Origin of the sequence: Bradyrhizobium betae, from assembly GCF_008932115.1 — a bacterium.
GTDB classification, from domain to species: domain Bacteria; phylum Pseudomonadota; class Alphaproteobacteria; order Rhizobiales; family Xanthobacteraceae; genus Bradyrhizobium; species Bradyrhizobium betae.
Genome location: NZ_CP044543.1, coordinates 6,455,527 through 6,474,067, shown reverse-complemented (window position 1 = coordinate 6,474,067; position 18,541 = coordinate 6,455,527). Strand labels below are relative to the sequence as shown.

18 protein-coding genes are annotated in these 18,541 nt (G+C 64.5%); all 18 read right to left on the bottom strand.

What is annotated here, in order from left to right:
• Positions 1 to 41 precede the first annotated feature (41 nt).
• From F8237_RS31225 to F8237_RS31140, 18 genes are read right to left on the bottom strand one after another with little or no spacing between them, the layout of a single operon-like run.
• The gene (locus F8237_RS31225; protein ID WP_151649935.1) at positions 42 to 1,712 is read right to left on the bottom strand and encodes a ribonuclease J; all 1,671 of its coding nucleotides are present in this window, start codon (positions 1,710 to 1,712) and stop codon (positions 42 to 44) included.
• Positions 1,712 to 2,518: a biotin--[acetyl-CoA-carboxylase] ligase gene (locus F8237_RS31220; protein WP_151649934.1), complete on the bottom strand. Its 807-nt coding sequence runs from the start codon at positions 2,516 to 2,518 to the stop codon at positions 1,712 to 1,714. The genes F8237_RS31225 and F8237_RS31220 overlap by 1 nt, the downstream gene beginning before the upstream one ends.
• Position 2,519: 1 nt before the next feature.
• Positions 2,520 to 3,956: an NADH-quinone oxidoreductase subunit NuoN gene (gene nuoN / locus F8237_RS31215; protein ID WP_151649933.1), complete on the bottom strand. Its 1,437-nt coding sequence runs from the start codon at positions 3,954 to 3,956 to the stop codon at positions 2,520 to 2,522.
• Positions 3,957 to 3,978: 22 nt separating this feature from the next.
• Positions 3,979 to 5,487 (bottom strand): NADH-quinone oxidoreductase subunit M, encoded by a 1,509-nt coding sequence (locus F8237_RS31210; RefSeq protein WP_151649932.1) that lies wholly within the window; start codon positions 5,485 to 5,487, stop codon positions 3,979 to 3,981.
• The gene (gene nuoL, locus F8237_RS31205) at positions 5,488 to 7,572 is read right to left on the bottom strand and encodes an NADH-quinone oxidoreductase subunit L (RefSeq protein WP_151649931.1); all 2,085 of its coding nucleotides are present in this window, start codon (positions 7,570 to 7,572) and stop codon (positions 5,488 to 5,490) included.
• A gap of 8 nt (positions 7,573 to 7,580) precedes the next feature.
• On the bottom strand, positions 7,581 to 7,889 hold the full coding sequence (gene nuoK / locus F8237_RS31200) for an NADH-quinone oxidoreductase subunit NuoK (protein ID WP_015685769.1): 309 nt from the start codon (positions 7,887 to 7,889) through the stop codon (positions 7,581 to 7,583).
• Positions 7,886 to 8,524: an NADH-quinone oxidoreductase subunit J gene (locus tag F8237_RS31195; RefSeq protein WP_151649930.1), complete on the bottom strand. Its 639-nt coding sequence runs from the start codon at positions 8,522 to 8,524 to the stop codon at positions 7,886 to 7,888. The genes nuoK and F8237_RS31195 overlap by 4 nt, the downstream gene beginning before the upstream one ends.
• Before the next feature lie 9 nt (positions 8,525 to 8,533).
• The gene (gene nuoI, locus F8237_RS31190) at positions 8,534 to 9,022 is read right to left on the bottom strand and encodes an NADH-quinone oxidoreductase subunit NuoI (protein WP_026232873.1); all 489 of its coding nucleotides are present in this window, start codon (positions 9,020 to 9,022) and stop codon (positions 8,534 to 8,536) included.
• Between the two features lie 14 nt (positions 9,023 to 9,036).
• Positions 9,037 to 10,104: an NADH-quinone oxidoreductase subunit NuoH gene (nuoH, locus tag F8237_RS31185; RefSeq protein ID WP_151649929.1), complete on the bottom strand. Its 1,068-nt coding sequence runs from the start codon at positions 10,102 to 10,104 to the stop codon at positions 9,037 to 9,039.
• Between the two features lie 4 nt (positions 10,105 to 10,108).
• Positions 10,109 to 12,184 carry an NADH-quinone oxidoreductase subunit NuoG gene (gene nuoG / locus F8237_RS31180; RefSeq protein WP_151649928.1) on the bottom strand — a complete coding sequence of 692 codons (2,076 nt, stop codon included), beginning with the start codon at positions 12,182 to 12,184 and terminating at the stop codon, positions 10,109 to 10,111.
• Between the two features lie 5 nt (positions 12,185 to 12,189).
• A complete protein-coding gene (nuoF, locus tag F8237_RS31175; protein WP_151649927.1) occupies positions 12,190 to 13,515 on the bottom strand; it encodes an NADH-quinone oxidoreductase subunit NuoF in 1,326 nt (441 codons plus the stop codon).
• A gap of 15 nt (positions 13,516 to 13,530) precedes the next feature.
• The gene (locus tag F8237_RS31170; protein WP_151649926.1) at positions 13,531 to 13,731 is read right to left on the bottom strand and encodes a hypothetical protein; all 201 of its coding nucleotides are present in this window, start codon (positions 13,729 to 13,731) and stop codon (positions 13,531 to 13,533) included.
• Entirely contained in the window at positions 13,731 to 14,342 is a 612-nt protein-coding gene (gene nuoE / locus F8237_RS31165) for an NADH-quinone oxidoreductase subunit NuoE (RefSeq protein WP_151649925.1), read from the bottom strand. The genes F8237_RS31170 and nuoE overlap by 1 nt, the downstream gene beginning before the upstream one ends.
• Before the next feature lie 11 nt (positions 14,343 to 14,353).
• Positions 14,354 to 15,319: an FkbM family methyltransferase gene (locus F8237_RS31160; protein WP_151650735.1), complete on the bottom strand. Its 966-nt coding sequence runs from the start codon at positions 15,317 to 15,319 to the stop codon at positions 14,354 to 14,356.
• The gene (locus F8237_RS31155; protein WP_151649924.1) at positions 15,319 to 16,515 is read right to left on the bottom strand and encodes an NADH-quinone oxidoreductase subunit D; all 1,197 of its coding nucleotides are present in this window, start codon (positions 16,513 to 16,515) and stop codon (positions 15,319 to 15,321) included. The genes F8237_RS31160 and F8237_RS31155 overlap by 1 nt, the downstream gene beginning before the upstream one ends.
• Positions 16,516 to 16,517: 2 nt before the next feature.
• Positions 16,518 to 17,129 (bottom strand): NADH-quinone oxidoreductase subunit C, encoded by a 612-nt coding sequence (locus F8237_RS31150; protein ID WP_151649923.1) that lies wholly within the window; start codon positions 17,127 to 17,129, stop codon positions 16,518 to 16,520.
• An 11-nt stretch (positions 17,130 to 17,140) separates the two neighbouring features.
• A complete protein-coding gene (locus F8237_RS31145) occupies positions 17,141 to 17,722 on the bottom strand; it encodes a NuoB/complex I 20 kDa subunit family protein (RefSeq protein ID WP_374761618.1) in 582 nt (193 codons plus the stop codon).
• A complete protein-coding gene (locus F8237_RS31140) occupies positions 17,719 to 18,084 on the bottom strand; it encodes an NADH-quinone oxidoreductase subunit A (protein WP_151649921.1) in 366 nt (121 codons plus the stop codon). Before F8237_RS31140 ends, F8237_RS31145 begins: the two co-directional genes overlap by 4 nt.
• Positions 18,085 to 18,541: the final 457 nt, after the last annotated feature.

Below are 18,541 nucleotides of genomic sequence, written 5' to 3'. Positions count from 1 at the left end.
TTTCTTCTCCCTCAGCGCATGATCCGAAGACCACGCTTAGTCTACACTGTCAGGACGTGTACCAGACAGGGGGGCTTTTTGCCCCAATGTTCGTTGATCACGGACCGGACAGCGCGTCGCACCGACTCGGCCAAGGCATCCGGATCGCGGCGACGGGCCTTCGGCAGGCCCTCGATGGTGGAGACCACGGCGTCGAACACGATGTCGTCGAAGGGCTCGCCCGCCCGGTTCTTGTCGGGGATGCCGACGAGATCGACCTCGGGATCGTCGACGAGCTCGCCCTGCGCGTTCATGGCGAAAGCGACGAAGGCACAGCCGGAGAACGCCATGCGGCGGCGCTCGACCACAGCACGGGACTTGGAATCCTCCAAAATCGTGCCGTCCTTGTAGAGACGGCCCGAAGGCACCTCGCCGATCACGCCGGGATCGCCGGGGCCGAGCTTGATCAGGTCGCCGTTGCGGATGACCAGCACGCGGGGCACGCCGGCGGCGCGCGCGAGCTTGGCATGCTCGTGCAGATGCAGGGCCTCGCCATGGACGGGGATCAGGAGCTGCGGCCTGACCCAGGCGATCATGTCGCGCAGCTCGTCGCGGCGCGGATGGCCGGAGACGTGGACCAGATGATCGCGGTCGGTGATGACCTCGACGCCCTGGAGGATCAGATTGTTGATGATCGCGCCGACGGCCTTCTCGTTGCCGGGAATGGTGCGCGAGGAGAAGATCACGCAGTCGCCGCGGTTCAGCGTGATCTCGGGGTGGTCGTCATTGGCGATACGCGCCAGCGCGGCGCGGGCCTCGCCCTGGCTGCCGGTGCAGAGCGCCAGCACCTTGTCCTGCGGCAGATGGCCGTAGACGTCGGTCGAGCGGAAGTTCTGCACGCCGTCGAGATAACCGGTCTCGCGCGCGACCTGCGACACGCGCTCCATGGCGCGGCCGACCACGACAACCTCGCGGTCGGCGGCGCGCGCCGCATCGGCGACGGCCTTGAGGCGCGCGACGTTGGAGGCAAAGGTCGTGACTGCGACACGGCCTTTGGCCGCCTTCACCAGCTCCGTGATGGTCTTGGCGACCTCGGCTTCGGACGGCGAGCGGCCGTCGCGCACGGCGTTGGTGGAATCGCCGATCAAAGCGAGCACGCCCTCGTCGCCCAGTTCGCGCAGCCGCTTTTCGTCGGTCGGCCGGCCAATGATCGGGGTCGGGTCGATCTTCCAGTCGCCGGTGTGCAGCACGATGCCGGCCGAGGTGTGGATCGCCAGCGCATGCGACTCTGGAATCGAATGCGCGACCGGAATGAACTCGACGTTGAACGGGCCGATATCGACGCGCCCGCCCGACGGCACCACCGTCACCGGGATCTTCGGCGCGTTACGCTCGGCCGCAAGCTTGGCCTCGAACAGCGCCGCGCTGAACTGGGTCGCATAGATCGGGCATTTCAGCTTCGGCCAGAGATCGATGATGGCGCCGAAATGGTCCTCATGGGCGTGGGTCAGCACCAGCCCCATCAGGTTCTTGCGTTCCTTCTCCAGGAAGCTGATGTCGGGCATGATCAGGTCGATGCCCGGCAGGTGCTCCTCGTCGCCGAAGGAGACGCCGAGATCGACCGCGAGCCAGGACCGCTGTTGGCGGTTGCCGAGGCCGTAGATCGACAGGTTCATGCCGATCTCGCCGACGCCGCCGAGCGGCGCAAATACCAGTTCATCAGGCTTCGCCATCACGCAGCTCCCACGGAGGCGGCCGAGCCGAAGAACACCTCGCCGGCCGCCACCGGCTGGCGTCGGCCGTCAGCGGTGCGGACGATCAGGCACCCGGTGTCGTCGATGGTGTCGAAAATGCCTTCCAGCGTCGTCGCTCCCGTGTTGATCGCGACCCGCTCGCCAAGGCCGGCCGCACGTTCGAGCCAGAGCTTGCGGATTTCGGCAAAGCCGCGGCCATCGTCCCAGATGCCGCGGAACTCGACCCAGGCATCGGACAGCGCCGAGAACAGTTCTTCCGCGCTGATCTGGACGCCGAGGGCGGCGAGCGACACGGCCGGCATCGGCGTGCCCTCCGGCGCGCCCACGACATTGGTGCCGATGCCGACGACGATGGCGAGGCGATCACCGATGGCTTCGGCCTCGAGGCCAATGCCGACGAGCTTCCTGCCGTTCGCGAGCACGTCGTTCGGCCATTTCAGGGCGTATCTGGGCCTGTCGGGACCGAGGCGCAACGCGGCCTCGAGGCTGACCTTCTCGAGGGCGGCCTCTTCCGCCAGCCCCGCCGCAAACCCGATGGTGGCGGCAACCGCCGGCGCGACGTCCAGCAGCTCAAGGACGCTGGCGGCGAGATTGCCGCGCGGCGATATCCAGGCGCGCTGGCGCCGGCCCCGGCCGGCGGTCTGCTCCGTCGTCACGAACCACATCGGGCCGCGTTCGCCGGCGCGCGCGCGCTCGATCGCATCGGTGTTGGTCGAGCCGGTCCGGTCGAAAGCTGCGAGCTTGTAGCCCGCCTGAAGTGCGCGAGGACCGAGCGCGAACCCCATCCTAAAACAGCGACTTTGCCGCGGCGGAGGCCACGGTCACGACCGGGCCCGCGAACAGCGCGAACAGGATGTTGAACAGGCCAAACACGGCCAGCACCGTCTTCACCTCGATGCGCACCGGATCGACCTGGCCCGCCGGCGCGTCGAAATACATCGTCTTGACGATGGAGAGATAGTAGTAGGCGCCGACCACGCTGGTCAGCACGCCGATGACGGCGAGCGTGAACAGATTGGCCTTGATGGCGGCGACGAAGACGTACCACTTGCCGAAGAAGCCGGCGAGCGGCGGCACGCCCGCAAGCGAGAACAGCAGCATCGCGAACATGAAGGCGAGCAGCGGATTGGTCCGCGACAGGCCTGCGAAGTCGCTGATCTGCTCCACGGCCTGGCCGTTGCGCTTCATGGCGAGGATGATCGAGAACGAGCCCAGCGTCATCGCGACATAAATCACGATGTACATCACCACGCCCTGCGCGCCTTCCAGCGTGCCGGAGGCGAGCCCGACCAGGGCGAAGCCCATATGGCCGATCGAGGAATAGGCCATCAGGCGCTTGATGTTGGTCTGGCCGATCGCGGCGAAGGAGCCGAGCGCCATCGAGGCGATCGCGACGAACACCAGGATCTGCTGCCACTGCGAAACGATACCCGGGAAAGCGGTCAGCGTGACGCGGGTGAAGACGGCGAGCGCGGCGACCTTCGGTGCGGACGCAAAGAAGGCGGTGACCGGCGTCGGCGCGCCCTCGTACACGTCGGGCGTCCACATGTGGAACGGCACGGCCGAAACCTTGAAGCAGAGACCGGCGAGCAGGAAGACGAGGCCGAACACGAGGCCGACATTGGAGACGGTCGCGGCCGCGGCGATGCCGGTGAAGCTGACCGTGCCGGTGAAGCCGTAGATCAGCGAGGAGCCGTAGAGCAGCATGCCCGAGGACAGCGCGCCGAGCACGAAGTACTTCAGGCCGGCTTCGGTCGACTTGGCGTTGTCGCGGTTCGAGGCCGCCACGACGTAGAGCGCGAGCGACATCAGCTCGAGGCCGAGATAGAGCGAGATCAGATCGCCGGCCGAAATCAGCACCATCATGCCGAGCGTCGAGAGCAGCACCAGGATGGCGTATTCGAAGATGCGGCGCGACGGGTCGGACAGGAACTCGGCCGACAGGATCAGCGTCACGCCCGATCCGATCAGGGCCAGGATCTTCATGAAGCGGGCGAAATCGTCGACGATGAAGCTGCCGCCGAAGGTCACCTGCTTGCCCGCGGGCACCATGTATTCGAGCACGCCGACCACGACCAGGAGCAGGACCGCGAGCGTCGTGACCGCCTTGGTGGTCTCCTGCCCGCGATAGGCGCCCAGCATCAGCAGTGCCATGGCGCCGATCGCGAGCACGAGCTCGGGCAGCACCGGCGCCAGTTGATAACCTGCAGTCTCAAAGCTCATGGCGATATCCTGACCTGCCTGCTCACGGGAGCAGCGCGGCGGCCTTCACGGCCGTCACAGCGGTGTTGTAATTGTTGACGAGTTGCTGGACCGAGGCGGCCGACATGTCCAGCACCGGCTTCGGCCAGACGCCGAACAGGATCGTCAGCGCGAGCAGCGGGAACAGCGTCACGCACTCACGGAAGGTGAGATCCTTCATGCTCATCAGCGACGGCTTGACCAGCGCGCCGAACACGACCTTGCGGTAGAGCCACAGCGCGTAGCAGGCCGAGAAGATCACGCCGAAGGTGGCGAAGAACGCGGTCGGGATCGAGACCTTGAAGGTGCCGAGCAACGTCAGGAACTCGCCGACGAAGCCGGAGGTGCCGGGCAGACCGACATTGGCCATGGTGAAGACCATGAAGGCCAGCGCGTAGAGCGGCATCCGGTTGACGAGGCCGCCATAGGCCGCGATCTCGCGGGTGTGCATGCGGTCGTAGACGACGCCGACGCAGAGGAATAGCGCGCCGGAGACGATGCCGTGCGAGATCATCTGGAACACGCCGCCCGCGACGCCCTGCATGGTGCCGGCGAAGATGCCCATGGTGACGAAGCCCATATGCGCGACCGAGGAGTACGCGATCAGCTTCTTCATGTCCTCCTGCATCAACGCCACCAGCGAGGTGTAGATGATAGCGATGGCGGAGAGCGTGAACATCAGCGGCGCGAAGTCGTGCGAAGCCAGCGGGAACATCGGCAGCGAGAAGCGCAGGAAGCCGTAGCCGCCCATCTTCAGCATGATCGCGGCCAGGACCACCGAGCCGGCCGTCGGCGCCTCGACGTGCGCGTCGGGGAGCCAAGTGTGCACCGGCCACATCGGCATCTTCACCGCGAAGGAGGCGAAGAAGGCCAGCCACGCCCAGGTCTGCAAGCCGCGCGGCACGGCCGTGTGCATCAGGGTCGGGATGTCAGTGGTGCCGCCGTTCCAGTAAAGCGCCATGATGGCGAGCAGCATCAGCACCGAGCCGAGGAACGTATAGAGGAAGAACTTGAACGAGGCGTAGACCCGGCGCGGACCGCCCCAGATGCCGATGATCAGGAACATCGGGATCAGGCCGCCCTCGAAGAACAGGTAGAACAGCACGAGATCGAGCGCCGAGAAGGTGCCGATCATCAGCGTTTCCAGGATCAGGAACGCCATCATGTATTCGCGGACCCGGCTCGTGACCGACTTCCAGCTCGCGATGATGCAGAACGGCATGATCGCGGTGGTCAGGATCACCAGCGGCAGCGAAATGCCGTCCACGCCCATGTGGTAGGTGATGCCGGTCGCCAGCCAGTTCGCCTTCTCGACGAACTGGAAGTCCGGGTTGGACGGATCGAAGCGCAGCACCAGGAGCACCGACACCGCGAAGGTGATCAGCGTGGTCCAGAGCGCGATCCAGCGTGAATTGCGCCGGGCGGCCTCGTCATCGCCACGGCTGAGATAGACGATCAGCGCACCGACCAGCGGCAGGAACGTCGTGACCGAAAGAATGGGCCAGGTCGTCATTTACTGGCCTCCAAAGCCGAACATGAACCAGGTGATCAGGCCGGCGGCGCCGATCAGCATGGCAAAGGCGTAGTGATAGAGATAGCCGGTCTGGAGCTTGACGACGTTGCGGGTGACGTCCAGCACGCGGGCGGAGACGCCATCGGGGCCGAGGCCGTCGATGATGAAGCCGTCGCCCTTCTTCCAGAGCTGGTAGCCGATCCACTTCGCCGGACGGACGAAGATGAGGTCGTACAGCTCGTCGAAGTACCATTTGTTGAGCAGGAACTTGTACAGCATCGGCTGCGTGTTCGCGAGCTCGACCGGCAAGTAAGGCCGGCGGATGTAGAACAGGTACGACACCAGGAAGCCCAGCACCATCATCACCGTCGGCAGGAAGGCGATGTGCTCGGGGATGTGGTGCATCTCCTCGATGATGTGCGGGTTCATCTTCACGGACTCGCGGAAGAACTCCTCGATGCCTTGACCGGCGAACAGTTCCTTGAACGGCAGGCCCGCGACGAAGGAGCCGACTGCGAGCACGCCGATCGGGATCAGCATCCAGATCGGAGCCTCATGCGCGGCCTCATAGTGATGCTCGTCATGCGGCTCGCCGTGGAAGGTCTTGAAGATCAGGCGCCAAGAGTAGAACGAGGTCAGGCCGGCGGCGATGATCGTCATCAGGAAGCCGTAGATCGCAAACGGATTGTGCGAGGCGTAGGCGGCTTCGATGATCGCGTCCTTGGAGAAATAGCCCGCGGTCAGCGGGAAACCGGTCAGCGCCAGGGTGCCGACCACCATCACCGCATAGGTGTAGGGGATCTTCTTCCAGAGGCCGCCCATGTTGCGGATGTCCTGCTCGTGGTGCATCGCGTAGATCACCGAGCCGGAGCCCAGGAACAGCAACGCCTTGAAGAAGGCGTGCGTGAACAGGTGGAACATGCCGACCGAATAGGCCCCCGCCCCCATCGCCACGAACATGTAGCCGAGCTGCGAACAGGTCGAGTAGGCGACAATGCGCTTGATGTCGTTCTGGACGAGGCCGACGGTCGCCGCGAAGAACGCGGTGGTCGCGCCGAAGAACATCACGACGGCCTGCGCGTTCGGCGCCAGCTCGAACAGCGGCGACAGGCGGGCCACCATGAAGACGCCGGCAGTGACCATGGTCGCGGCGTGGATCAGCGCCGACACCGGCGTCGGGCCTTCCATCGCGTCTGGCAACCAGGTGTGCAGCAGGAACTGCGCCGACTTGCCCATCGCGCCCATGAACAGGAACAGGCAGGTCAGCGTCAGCGCGTCGGCATGCCAGCCGAACAAGTTGATGGTCTTGCCGGTGAGGCTCGGCGCCTGGTGGAAGATGGTCTCGAAATCCGTCGAACTCGTCAGGTAGAAGATTGCGAAGATGCCGAGCGAGAAACCAAAGTCGCCGACGCGGTTGACCACGAAGGCCTTGATCGCCGCGGCGTTCGCCGACGGCTTCTGGTACCAGAAGCCGATCAGCAGGTAGCTGGCCAGACCCACGCCTTCCCAGCCGAAGAACAGCTGCACCAGATTGTCCGCGGTCACCAGCATCAGCATGGCGAAGGTGAACAGGCTGAGATAGCCGAAGAAGCGCGGCCGGTTCGGATCCTCGTCCATGTAGCCGATGGAATAGAGATGCACGAGCGAGGACACGGTGGTCACCACCACCAGCATCACGGCGGTGAGCGTGTCGACCCGCAGCGTCCACCAGACCTGGAGGTCGCCCGAGAAGATCCAGGGCAAAAGCTGGATCCTGACATCGTGGTGCATGAAGCCGACATCGACCAGCGTCATCCAGGACAGCGCGGCCGAGACGAACAGCAATGCCGTGGTGATCAGCTCGGCGCCGCGCGAGCCCGCCGCCGGCGGCTCGGAGACGTGATGGTCGTCATGGCCGTGGTCGTCGTGACCATGATCGTCATGGCCATGGTCGTGGGCGGCCGCCGCATGGGCGTCGCCATGACCGTGGTCGTCGTGATGCTCGACCGTGTCGCCTGAGGGGTTACGGGCATGCGCGCCGAACAGCGCGATCAGGCCAGCCAGAACGGCGCCCAGCAGAGGCAGAAAAACGATTGCCTGGACCATGACTGAGCTCAGCCCTTCATCAGATTGACGTCCTCAACCGCGATCGAGCCGCGGTTGCGGAAATAGACCACCAGGATGGCGAGACCGATCGCGGCTTCAGCAGCCGCAACGGTCAGAACCAGCAGCGCAAAGACCTGGCCGACGATGTCGCCGAGGAAGGTCGAGAATGCGACGAGGTTGATGTTGACCGCGAGCAGGATCAGCTCGATCGACATCAGGATGACGATGATGTTCTTGCGGTTCAGGAAGATGCCGAGGATCCCGAGCGTGAACAGGATCGCGCCGACCGCCAGGTAATGTCCGAGCCCGATCGTCATTTCACCCACTCCGCCGCGTCGCTGTCCTGGAGCCCCTGCCCCGGCGCGACCTTGCGCATCGCCATCGCCATCTCCGGCGTGCGCGCGTTCTGAACGTTGATGTCCTGCCGCTTCACGCTCGCCTTGTGCCGCAGCGTCAGCACGATGGCACCGATCATGGCGACCAGCAGCACCATGCCCGAGAGCTGGAAGTAGTGGACGTACTTCGTATAGAGCACGAGGCCAAGCGCCTCGGTGTTCGAGACGTTGGTCGGGATCGGCGCCGTAATGGTCTTGCTGACGCTGGGGTTGATGACCCAGGCGCCGACGGTCAGCAGCAGCTCGAACAGGAAGATGCCGCCAATCACGACACCGACCGGCAGATACTGGATGAAGCCTTCGCGCAGCTCGACGAAGTCGACGTCGAGCATCATGATCACGAACAGGAACAGCACCGCGACGGCGCCGACATAGACGACGATCAGGATCATCGCGAGGAATTCGGCGCCCATCAGCACGAACAGGCCGGAGGCGTTGACGAAGGCCAGGATCAGGTACAGCACGGAGTGCACGGGATTGCGCGAGACAATCACCATCACCGCCGAGGCGACACAGACGCCGGCGAAGAGATAGAAGAACAGCGCGGGAAGGATCATGCTCTCATCTCACCGGTACGGCGCATCGAGCTCGATCGCTTTTGCGATCTCGCGTTCCCAGCGGTCGCCATTGGCGAGCAGCTTGGCCTTGTCATAGAACAGTTCCTCGCGGGTCTCGGTCGCGAACTCGAAGTTCGGACCTTCGACGATGGCATCGACCGGACATGCCTCCTGGCAGAGGCCGCAATAGATGCACTTCACCATGTCGATGTCGTAGCGCACGGTGCGGCGGGTGCCGTCGTTGCGGCGCGGGCCGGCCTCGATGGTGATGGCCTGCGCCGGGCACACGGCTTCGCACAGCTTGCAGGCGATGCAGCGTTCCTCGCCGTTGGGATAGCGGCGCAGGGCATGCTCGCCGCGGAAGCGCGGCGAGATCGGGCCCTTCTCGAACGGATAGTTCAGCGTCGGCTTCGGCTGGAAGAAATAGCGCATGGCGAGGAAGAACGCCGAGACGAATTCCGACAGCAGAAGCGAGCGTGCAGTGGCGTTGATGTTGATACCCATGACGGCCCTCACTTCGGCGCGATGCCGGCGAAATGCAGCACGCCGGCCACCACGATCACCATCGCCAGCGACAGCGGCAGGAACACCTTCCAGCCGAGGCGCATCAGTTGGTCGTAGCGGTAGCGCGGCACGATCGCCTTTGCCATCGCGAACAGGAAGAACATGAAGAAGACTTTGAGCGAGAACCAGATGATCCCCGGCACCCAGTTGAAGGGCGGCAGGTCCACCGGCGGCAGCCAGCCTCCGAGGAACAGGATCGTGGCCATCGCACACATCGTGACGATCGCGACATACTCGCCGAGCATGAACAGCAGGTACGGCGTCGAGCCGTATTCGACCATGAAGCCGGCGACGAGCTCGGATTCCGCTTCGACGAGGTCGAAGGGCGGACGGTTGGTCTCCGCCAGCGCCGAGACGTAGAAGATCACGAACATCGGGAACAGCGGCCAGACGTACCAGTTCAGGATGGTCAGCTGCGGCAGCCCGATCAGGCTGGCAAGACCGCGCGCATGCTGGGCCTCGACCACCGCCGACAGGTTCAGCGTGCCGGCGCAGAGCAGCACGGTGATGATGACGAAGCCGATCGAGACTTCATAGGACACCATCTGCGCTGCCGAGCGCAGCGCCGCCAGGAACGGATATTTCGAGTTCGACGACCAGCCGGCCATGATGATGCCGTAGATCGACAGCGACGAAATCGCGAAGATGAAGAGGATACCGACATTGATGTCGGAGATCACCCAGCCGAGATTGGTCGGGATCACCGCCCAAGCCGCGAGCGCGAGCACGCACGAGACTAACGGCGCCAGCAGGAACACGCCCTTGTTGGCGCCAGCCGGAATGATCGGCTCCTTCAGCACGAACTTCAAGAGGTCGGCGAAGGACTGCAGCAGGCCCCAGGGGCCGACCACGTTCGGACCGCGGCGGATCTGCACGGCAGCCCAGATCTTGCGGTCGGCGAGCAGGATGTAGGCGATCGCGACCAAGAGGACGACGAGCACCAGCACGCTCTCCGCGATCATGATGATCAGCGGCCAGAGGAACCCGGTCCAGAATGCGCTTTCGAAGAATTCCATCGGCTCACTCCGCTGCGGTCAGCATCTGCCCGGAGGCAAGCCGCGAACATTCCGCCATCACGGCGGACGCACGCGCGATTGGGTTGGTCAAATAGAAGTCCTCGATAACAGGCTTGAACGGCGCCTTCTCCGGCGAACCGCCTTTCCCCGCCAGCTTCTTGATCTGGTCGGCGGAGCCGGCCTCGATCTGGTCGAGACGGATCAGATGCGGCACGGCCTTGAAGATCGCCTGGCGCAGCGCGGCAAGCGAGTCGTAGCCGAGCTTCTTGCCGAGCGCCTCCGACAGCGCGCGGACGACCGCCCAGTCCTCACGGGCTTCGCCCGGCGGGAATGCGGCTCGTCCCGTCATCTGCACGCGGCCTTCGGTGTTGACGTAGATCGCGGACTTCTCGGTGTAGGCGGCAGCCGGCAGGATCACGTCGGCACGGTGCGCGCCGCGATCGCCATGGGTGCCGATATAGACGACGAAGGTGCCGTCCGGCGCCTTGATCTCGTCGGCGCCGAGCAGGAACAGCAAGTCCAGCGTGCCGAACGTCGTCATCTGCGCCGCGTTCAGGCCGCCCGCGGTGGCGGAGAAGCCGATATCGAGCGCGCCGACGCGCGACGCAGTCTCGTGCAGCACGCCAAAGCCGTTCCAGCCGTCCTTGAGCGCGCCGACGTCGAGCGCGAGCTTGGCGGCGGCGGCCAGAATGGCGGCGCCGTCGTGACGCGAGGCCGCGCCTGCGCCAACCAGGATGATCGGATTCTTGGCGCTCTTCAGCACATCCATGAAGGAGTGCTTGCCGGCCGCGAGCTCGCCGAGCGTCTCGGTGCCAGCGCCCAGATGGTCGTAATCGTAGGTCAGATCGACCTTGGCGCCGATCACGCCGACCTTGAAGCCGCCGGCACGCCAACGCTTGCGGATGCGGGCGTTGAACACGGCCGCTTCCTTGCGCGGATTGGCGCCGACGATGAGCAGCGCATCGGCCTGCTCGACGCCGACCAGCGTCGGATTGAAGATGTAGGAGGCGCGGCCGAGCGCGGGATCGAAGGCATCGCCGCCCTGCACCGCCAGATTGCTCGAGCCGTACTTGGACAGCAGGTCCTTCAGCGCGAACATCTCCTCGACACCGGCGAGGTCGCCCGCGATGGCGCCGATGCGCTTGCCGTCGGTGCGCGCCGCTTTCGCAGCGATCGCGGCGAAGGCTTCCGGCCAGCTCGCCGCACGCAGCTTGCCGGCTTCACGGATATAAGGCCGGTCGAGACGCTGGGTGCGCAGGCCGTCAATGATGTGGCGGGTCTTGTCCGAGATCCATTCCTCGTTCACGGCCTCGTTGATGCGCGGCAGCACCCGCATCACCTCGCGGCCGCGGGTGTCGACGCGGATCGCAGATCCCACGCCGTCCATCACGTCGATCGACTGGGTCTTGCCGAGCTCCCACGGGCGCGCGGCGAACGCGTAAGGCTTCGAGGTCAGCGCGCCGACCGGGCAGATGTCGACGAGGTTGCCCTGCAACTCCGACGTCAGCGCGTGCTGGAGATAGGTGGTGATCTCCATGTCCTCGCCGCGGCCAGTGGCGCCCATTTCAGGCGCACCCGCGACTTCCGCCGAGAAGCGGACGCAACGCGTGCACTGGATGCAGCGGTTCATCGAGGTCTTGACCAGCGCGCCGAGATACTTGTCCTCGACGGCGCGCTTGTTCTCGGCAAAGCGGCTGGTGTCGACACCATAGCCCATTGCCTGGTCCTGCAGATCGCACTCGCCGCCCTGGTCGCAGATCGGACAGTCCAGCGGATGGTTGATGAGAAGGAATTCCATCACGCCTTCGCGTGCCTTCTTCACCATCGGCGAACGCGTGGAGATTTCCGGCGGCTCGCCCTTCGGGCCCGGACGGCAGTCGCGCACGCCCCAGGCGCAGCTTGCGACCGGCTTCGGGCCGCCCTTCACCTCGACGAGGCACATCCGGCAATTGCCGGCGATCGACAGCCGCTCGTGATAGCAGAAGCGCGGAATCTCGGCGCCGGCCGCTTCGCACGCCTGAAGCAGCGTGTACTCGGCGGGCACATCGATCTCTTTGCCGTCGATGATGAGCTTGGTCATGTCTCTTACTCCGCCGCGACCATGTTCACGGGATCGCGGACGCCGATATCGTCGATGTCGGCCTTGTGCGAATATTCGTCGATGCGCGCTTCGATCTCGTGACGGAAATGCGCAATCAGGCCCTGGATCGGCCAGGCGGCTGCGTCGCCGAGCGCGCAGATGGTGTGGCCTTCGACCTGCTTGGTGACCTCGAGCAGCATGTCGATCTCGCGCTTGTGGGCGCGGCCATCGGCCATGCGGGTCAGAACGCGCCACATCCACCCCGTGCCCTCGCGGCACGGCGTGCACTGGCCGCAGCTCTCATGCTTGTAGAAATAGGAGATGCGGGCGATGGAGCGGATCAGGTCGGTCGACTTGTCCATCACGATCACGGCCGCGGTGCCGAGGCCCGAGCGCAGCTTGCTCAGACTGTCGAAATCCATCGGCGTGTCGATGATCTGCTCGGCCGGCACCATGCGCACCGACGAGCCGCCGGGGATCACGGCCTTCAGATTGTCCCAGCCGCCGCGGATGCCGCCGCAATGCTTCTCGATCAGCTCACGGAACGGAATGCCCATGGCTTCTTCGACGTTGCAGGGCCGCTCGACATGGCCGGAGATGCAGAACAGCTTGGTGCCGACATTGTTCGGACGGCCGATGCCGGCGAACCAGGCCGCGCCACGGCGGAGGATATCCGGCGCGACCGCGATGGACTCGACGTTGTTGACGGTGGTCGGGCAGCCGTAAAGGCCGACATTGGCCGGGAACGGCGGCTTCAGCCGCGGCTGGCCCTTCTTGCCCTCGAGGCTTTCGAGCAGCGCGGTTTCCTCGCCGCAGATATAGGCGCCGGCGCCGTGCGCGACGTAGATGTCGAACGGCCAGCCGTTGACGTTGTCCTTGCCGACGAGCTTGGCCTCATAGGCCTGGTCGATCGCGGCCTGGAGATGCTCGCGCTCGCGGATAAATTCGCCGCGGACATAGATGTAGCAGGCATGCGCGTTCATCGCGCAGCTCGCGATCAGGCAGCCCTCGATCAAGAGATGCGGATCGTGCCGCATGATCTCGCGATCCTTGCAGGTGCCGGGCTCGGATTCGTCGGCGTTGACGACGAGATAGCTCGGCCGGCCGTCGGTCGATTCCTTCGGCATGAACGACCATTTCAGGCCGGTCGGGAAGCCGGCGCCGCCACGGCCGCGCAGACCCGACGCCTTCATCTCGTTGATGATCCAGTCGCGGCCCTTGTCGATGATGTTCTTGGTGCCATCCCAGGCACCGCGACGCCGCGCGCCCTCGAGCCCCCAATCGTGGAGGCCGTAGAGGTTCTTGAAGATGCGGTCCTTGTCCTCGAGCATATCAGTGCTTTCCGATCAACGAATGGACTGCTTGTAGGCAAGTCCGGCGGCGCAGACGGCGAAGATCAGCGCCCAGAGCAGACTGGTCTCCTGCGTCGCGTTCAGGAAGAAGCGCTGCAGCAGGAACATGAAAGCGGCCGCAATCGCGGCATGCATGGCGACGAAGCCCCATTTCTTCACGGCCTCGTTCCCTCCAATGGCGGGGAGATCACCCATCAGGTGCTCTCCTTCAGCGTGGTCGGGCCGCCGGCCGGCGCCGAGAACTGGCGGCCGTTCTGCGGGCCGGGCTTGGGCGGATTGCCCGAAGCGAAACCGTCGAGCACCTTGCCAAAGCTTTCCTTGGTCAGGTCCTCATAGGTGTCCTTGCCGATCAGCACCATCGGCGCGTTCACGCAGGCACCGAGGCATTCGACCTCTTCCCAGCTGAAATTGCCGTCCTTGGACAGATGGAAGGGCTCGTGATGGATGCGGTGCTCGCAGACGTGGATCAGATCTTCGGCGCCGCGCAGGCGGCACGGCGTGGTGCCGCAGACCTGGACGTGGGCCTTCTTGCCGACGGGAGCGAGCTGGAACATCGTGTAGAAGGTCGCGACTTCGAGCACGCGGATATAGGGCATGTCGAGCAGGTCGGCGACGGCGCGGATCGCGGCTTCCGACACCCAGCCGTCATGCTGTTCCTGGACGCGCCAGAGGATCGCGATGACCGCGGAGGCCTGCCGGCCGGCCGGATATTTCGCGATCTGCTGCTTGGCGAATGCGAGGTTCTCGTCCGTGAACGCAAAGCTCGCGGGCTGGACTTCCTTCGGTGCTAATCGGCGGACGGACATCTCTCAATCTCTCACTGCATGCGGCGCGCGGTTTTCGCATTCAGGGCATTGATCCTGTCCTGCCAGAATGCGCTTGCGGTGCCGAAAACGTTGTAGCCGACGTGGGTCGAGACCTTGATGCGATCGAGGATCGACAGCTCGGTCACGGTCTCCATACGGTTGCTGCGCGGATCGAACACGATCAGCTTCAACGGGGTCTGTTCGAGGATGAAGCGCGACACGGAGTGGTTACGGTCGCTGCCGTGCTCCTCGCACATGATGACGCTGTCGGTCTGCAGCAGCCGTGCGCCGCCCTTGATCGCCTCGATCTCGACGCCCTCGACGTCGAGCTTGATCAGGTACTTGCCCGTTGCCGTGACCTTGCCGTCGTCGATGAGGTTGTCCAGCGCGATAACCGGCACCTCCTCGCCGCCAGCCGACGCGCCACCGGCGATGCTGAAGGCCTCGTGCTTGGTGCCGGACAGCCGCGCGGTGCCGCGGGCCGCGCCGATCGCGCATTTCATGGTCTCGAAGCGGTTGCCGTTGACGCGGGCGTTGTTGGCAAGCTTCGGATAGTTTTGCCCCGACGGCTCGATCGCAATCGCTTTGTGCGAGCCAAACGGCCTGCTCGAGACAAGCACCGACCAGTAGCCGTAATTGGCGCCGCAATCGAGCAGCGTGTAGTCGACGTCGACGGAGTTCGCGAACAGCAGCTCCAGCTCGTCCTCGTAGTTGTAAGAGCGGTTGAGCAGCTTGCTCCAGTAGCCATCGCCATAGGGGAATTCGAACACGGCGTCGGGATTGAGCCTGATCGCAATGTTGCGCTCGGGCAGCGTCTTCCGCAGCAAATTGGCACAGGCGATGTAGCCCATATGCGAGAAGTGCGACGAGATCTTCGATCCCGTCACCAGCGCCAAGGCAGCCGTCCGCTCCCACAGGTTGGCCCCATCAAGGGCCCCCGAGGCACGGTCGAACTGGATTGGCGCCTGCTGGCCCATCACCGATCGACCTCTCCGAACACGATGTCGAGCGAGCCGAGAATGGCCGAGACGTCGGCGAGCAGATGGCCGCGGCAGATGTGATCCATCGCCTGCAGATGGGCAAAGCCCGGCGCGCGGATCTTGCACTTGTAGGGCTTGTTGGTGCCGTCGGCGACGAGATAGACGCCGAACTCGCCCTTGGGCGCCTCGACCGCGGCGTAGACTTCGCCGGCCGGGACGTGAACGCCTTCGGTGTAGAGCTTGAAGTGGTGGATCAGCGCTTCCATCGAGCGCTTCATCTCGCCACGGCGCGGCGGCGCGACCTTGTTGTCCTCGACGACGACCGGCCCCTTGCCATCGGGCGCGTTCAGCTTCTGAAGGCACTGCTTCATGATGCGCACTGACTGGCGCATCTCTTCCATGCGGATCAGATAGCGGTCGTAGCAGTCGCCGTTCTTGCCAATCGGAATGTCGAAATCCATCTCGGCGTAGCATTCATAGGGCTGCGACTTGCGCAGATCCCAGGCCGCGCCGGAGCCGCGCACCATGACGCCCGAGAAACCCCACTCCCAGGCTTCCTTCAGCGACACCACACCGATGTCGACGTTGCGCTGCTTGAAGATGCGGTTGGCGGTGAGCAGGCGATCGAGGTCGTCCACGACCTTCAGGAACGGATCGCACCAGGCTTCGATATCGTCGACCAGCTTCTGCGGCAGATCCTGATGCACGCCGCCGACGCGGAAGAAAGCTGCGTGCATCCGGCTGCCCGAGGCGCGCTCGTAGAACACCATCAGCTTCTCGCGCTCTTCGAAACCCCACAGCGGCGGGGTCAGCGCGCCGACGTCCATCGCCTGCGTGGTGACGTTGAGCAGGTGCGAGAGGATGCGGCCGATCTCGCAATAGAGCACGCGGATCAGCTGGCCGCGGCGCGGCACCTCGATGCCAAGCAGCTTTTCGGCGGCGAGGCAGAAAGCGTGCTCCTGGTTCATCGGCGCGACGTAGTCGAGCCGGTCGAAATACGGGATCGCCTGCAGATAGGTCTTCTGCTCGATCAGCTTCTCGGTGCCGCGGTGAAGCAGGCCGATATGGGGATCGACGCGGGCGACGACTTCGCCGTCGAGCTCCAGAACCAGACGCAGCACGCCGTGCGCGGCCGGATGCTGCGGTCCGAAGTTGATGGTAAAGTTGCGAAGCTGTTCGGGTTGCTCGTTCATGATCAGGCCTTCGGTCCCGCCTTCTCGTCACCGGGAAGCGGATAGTCAGCCCCTTCCCACGGCGAGAGGAAATCGAACTTGCGGAATTCCTGGTTGAGCTTGACGGGCTCGTACACCACCCGCTTCTCCTGGTCGTCGTAGCGGACCTCGAGGAAGCCGGTGGTCGGGAAGTCCTTGCGCAGCGGATGGCCCTCGAAACCGTAATCGGTGAGCAGGCGGCGCATGTCGGGATGGCCGACGAAGATCACGCCATAGAGGTCGTAGGCCTCGCGCTCGAACCAGTCGGCGCCGGGAAACACCTCGATCAGCGACGGCACCTGCGTGGTTTCGTCGGCATGGGCCCTGAGCCGGATCCGCGTGTTCAGCGTCGGGGACAGGAAATGATAGATCACGTCGAAACGCTTCTCGCGATCCGGATAGTCGACCGCCGTGATGTCGGTGAAGTTGACGAAGCGGCAGCCCGGGTCATCGCGGAGGTACTTGACCACCTCGACGATCTTGCTGGCCTCGACATCAACCGTGAGCTGGTTGAAGGCCACCGCGTGAGCGATGGCGGCGCCCGGAAGCGCGCTAACGATCGTCTGCCCCAGGGCGTCGAGCTTGGCGTCGTCCATGACCTTAAACCTTAGCGTTCGATGGTGCCGGTACGTCGGATCTTCTTCTGCAGAAGCAGCACGCCGTAGAGCAGCGCCTCCGCCGTGGGCGGGCAGCCCGGCACGTAGATGTCGATCGGCACGATGCGGTCGCAGCCGCGCACGACCGAATAGGAATAGTGATAATAGCCGCCGCCATTGGCGCAGGAGCCCATCGAGATGACGTAGCGCGGCTCCGGCATCTGGTCGTAGACCTTGCGCAGCGCCGGCGCCATCTTGTTGGTCAGCGTGCCAGCGACGATCATCACGTCGGACTGCCGCGGCGAGGCCCGCGGTGCGAAGCCGAAGCGCTCGACGTCGTAGCGCGGCATCGACACCTGCATCATCTCGACCGCGCAGCAGGCGAGACCGAAGGTCATCCACATCAGCGAGCCGGTGCGCGCCCAGGTAATGAGGTCGTCGGTCGCGGCGACGAAGAAGCCCTTGTCGGACAGCTCGGAGTTGACCTCGAGGAAGAACGGATCATTGGCACCGACCGGCCGGCCGGTCGACGGATCCAGAATGCCCTTGGGGGCCGGCGCGAGGACCGGACCGGCCGATGGTGCAGGGTTCAATCCCATTCGAGTGCGCCTTTCTTCCATTCATAGGCGAACCCGACCGTCAGCACGCCGAGGAACACCACCATGGACCAGAAGCCGGTCGCGCCAAGCTTGCCGAACGCCACGGCCCAGGGAAACAGGAACGCCACTTCGAGGTCGAAGATGATGAAGAGGATGGCGACCAGATAGAAGCGGACGTCGAACTTCATGCGGGCGTCGTCGAACGCGTTGAAACCGCACTCATACGCCGACAGCTTTTCCGGATCGGGCTGCTGGAACGCCACGACAAACGGCGCGATCAGCAGCACGAGGCCAATCAGGCCCGCGACCCCTATGAAGACGACGAGTGGAAGATAGTTCTGCAGAATGCCGCTCATTGACGAGCCCTTTTTCCCGCAGCCTCGGGACAGCCACGGATTCGTCCAATTTGGAATTGTTCTGAGCCTTAGCGCAGTGCACCAATGGGCGCAAGACACGCTCTTTTTAGGCCCTTTGCCGCCCCCAGAACGGTGGAAATCCCGGAATCACCCGGCGCTGGTATGGAGCAGATCGCAGAAGCCAGCAAGGGCAGCCACGGCTTTGCAAGGCAGCCGTTCTGAGATTGCGGCGCACACGCGAGACCGCGACTTGCCGCGGATCATCCGCGAAAACGGCCCGGTTCTTTGGTGCGGCAGCGCACCCAACCCCCGGCGATGACCACCCCGACCGTCACCCAGGCGACATACTGGCCACCCCTCCCCCAGAGTAGCGCAGCCTGGAGACCGGTGGCGGTCGCAGCCGTCGGCGGGACAGGTCCGCAAAGACACCTATCCACAGGCGCGAACGGTCAGACGA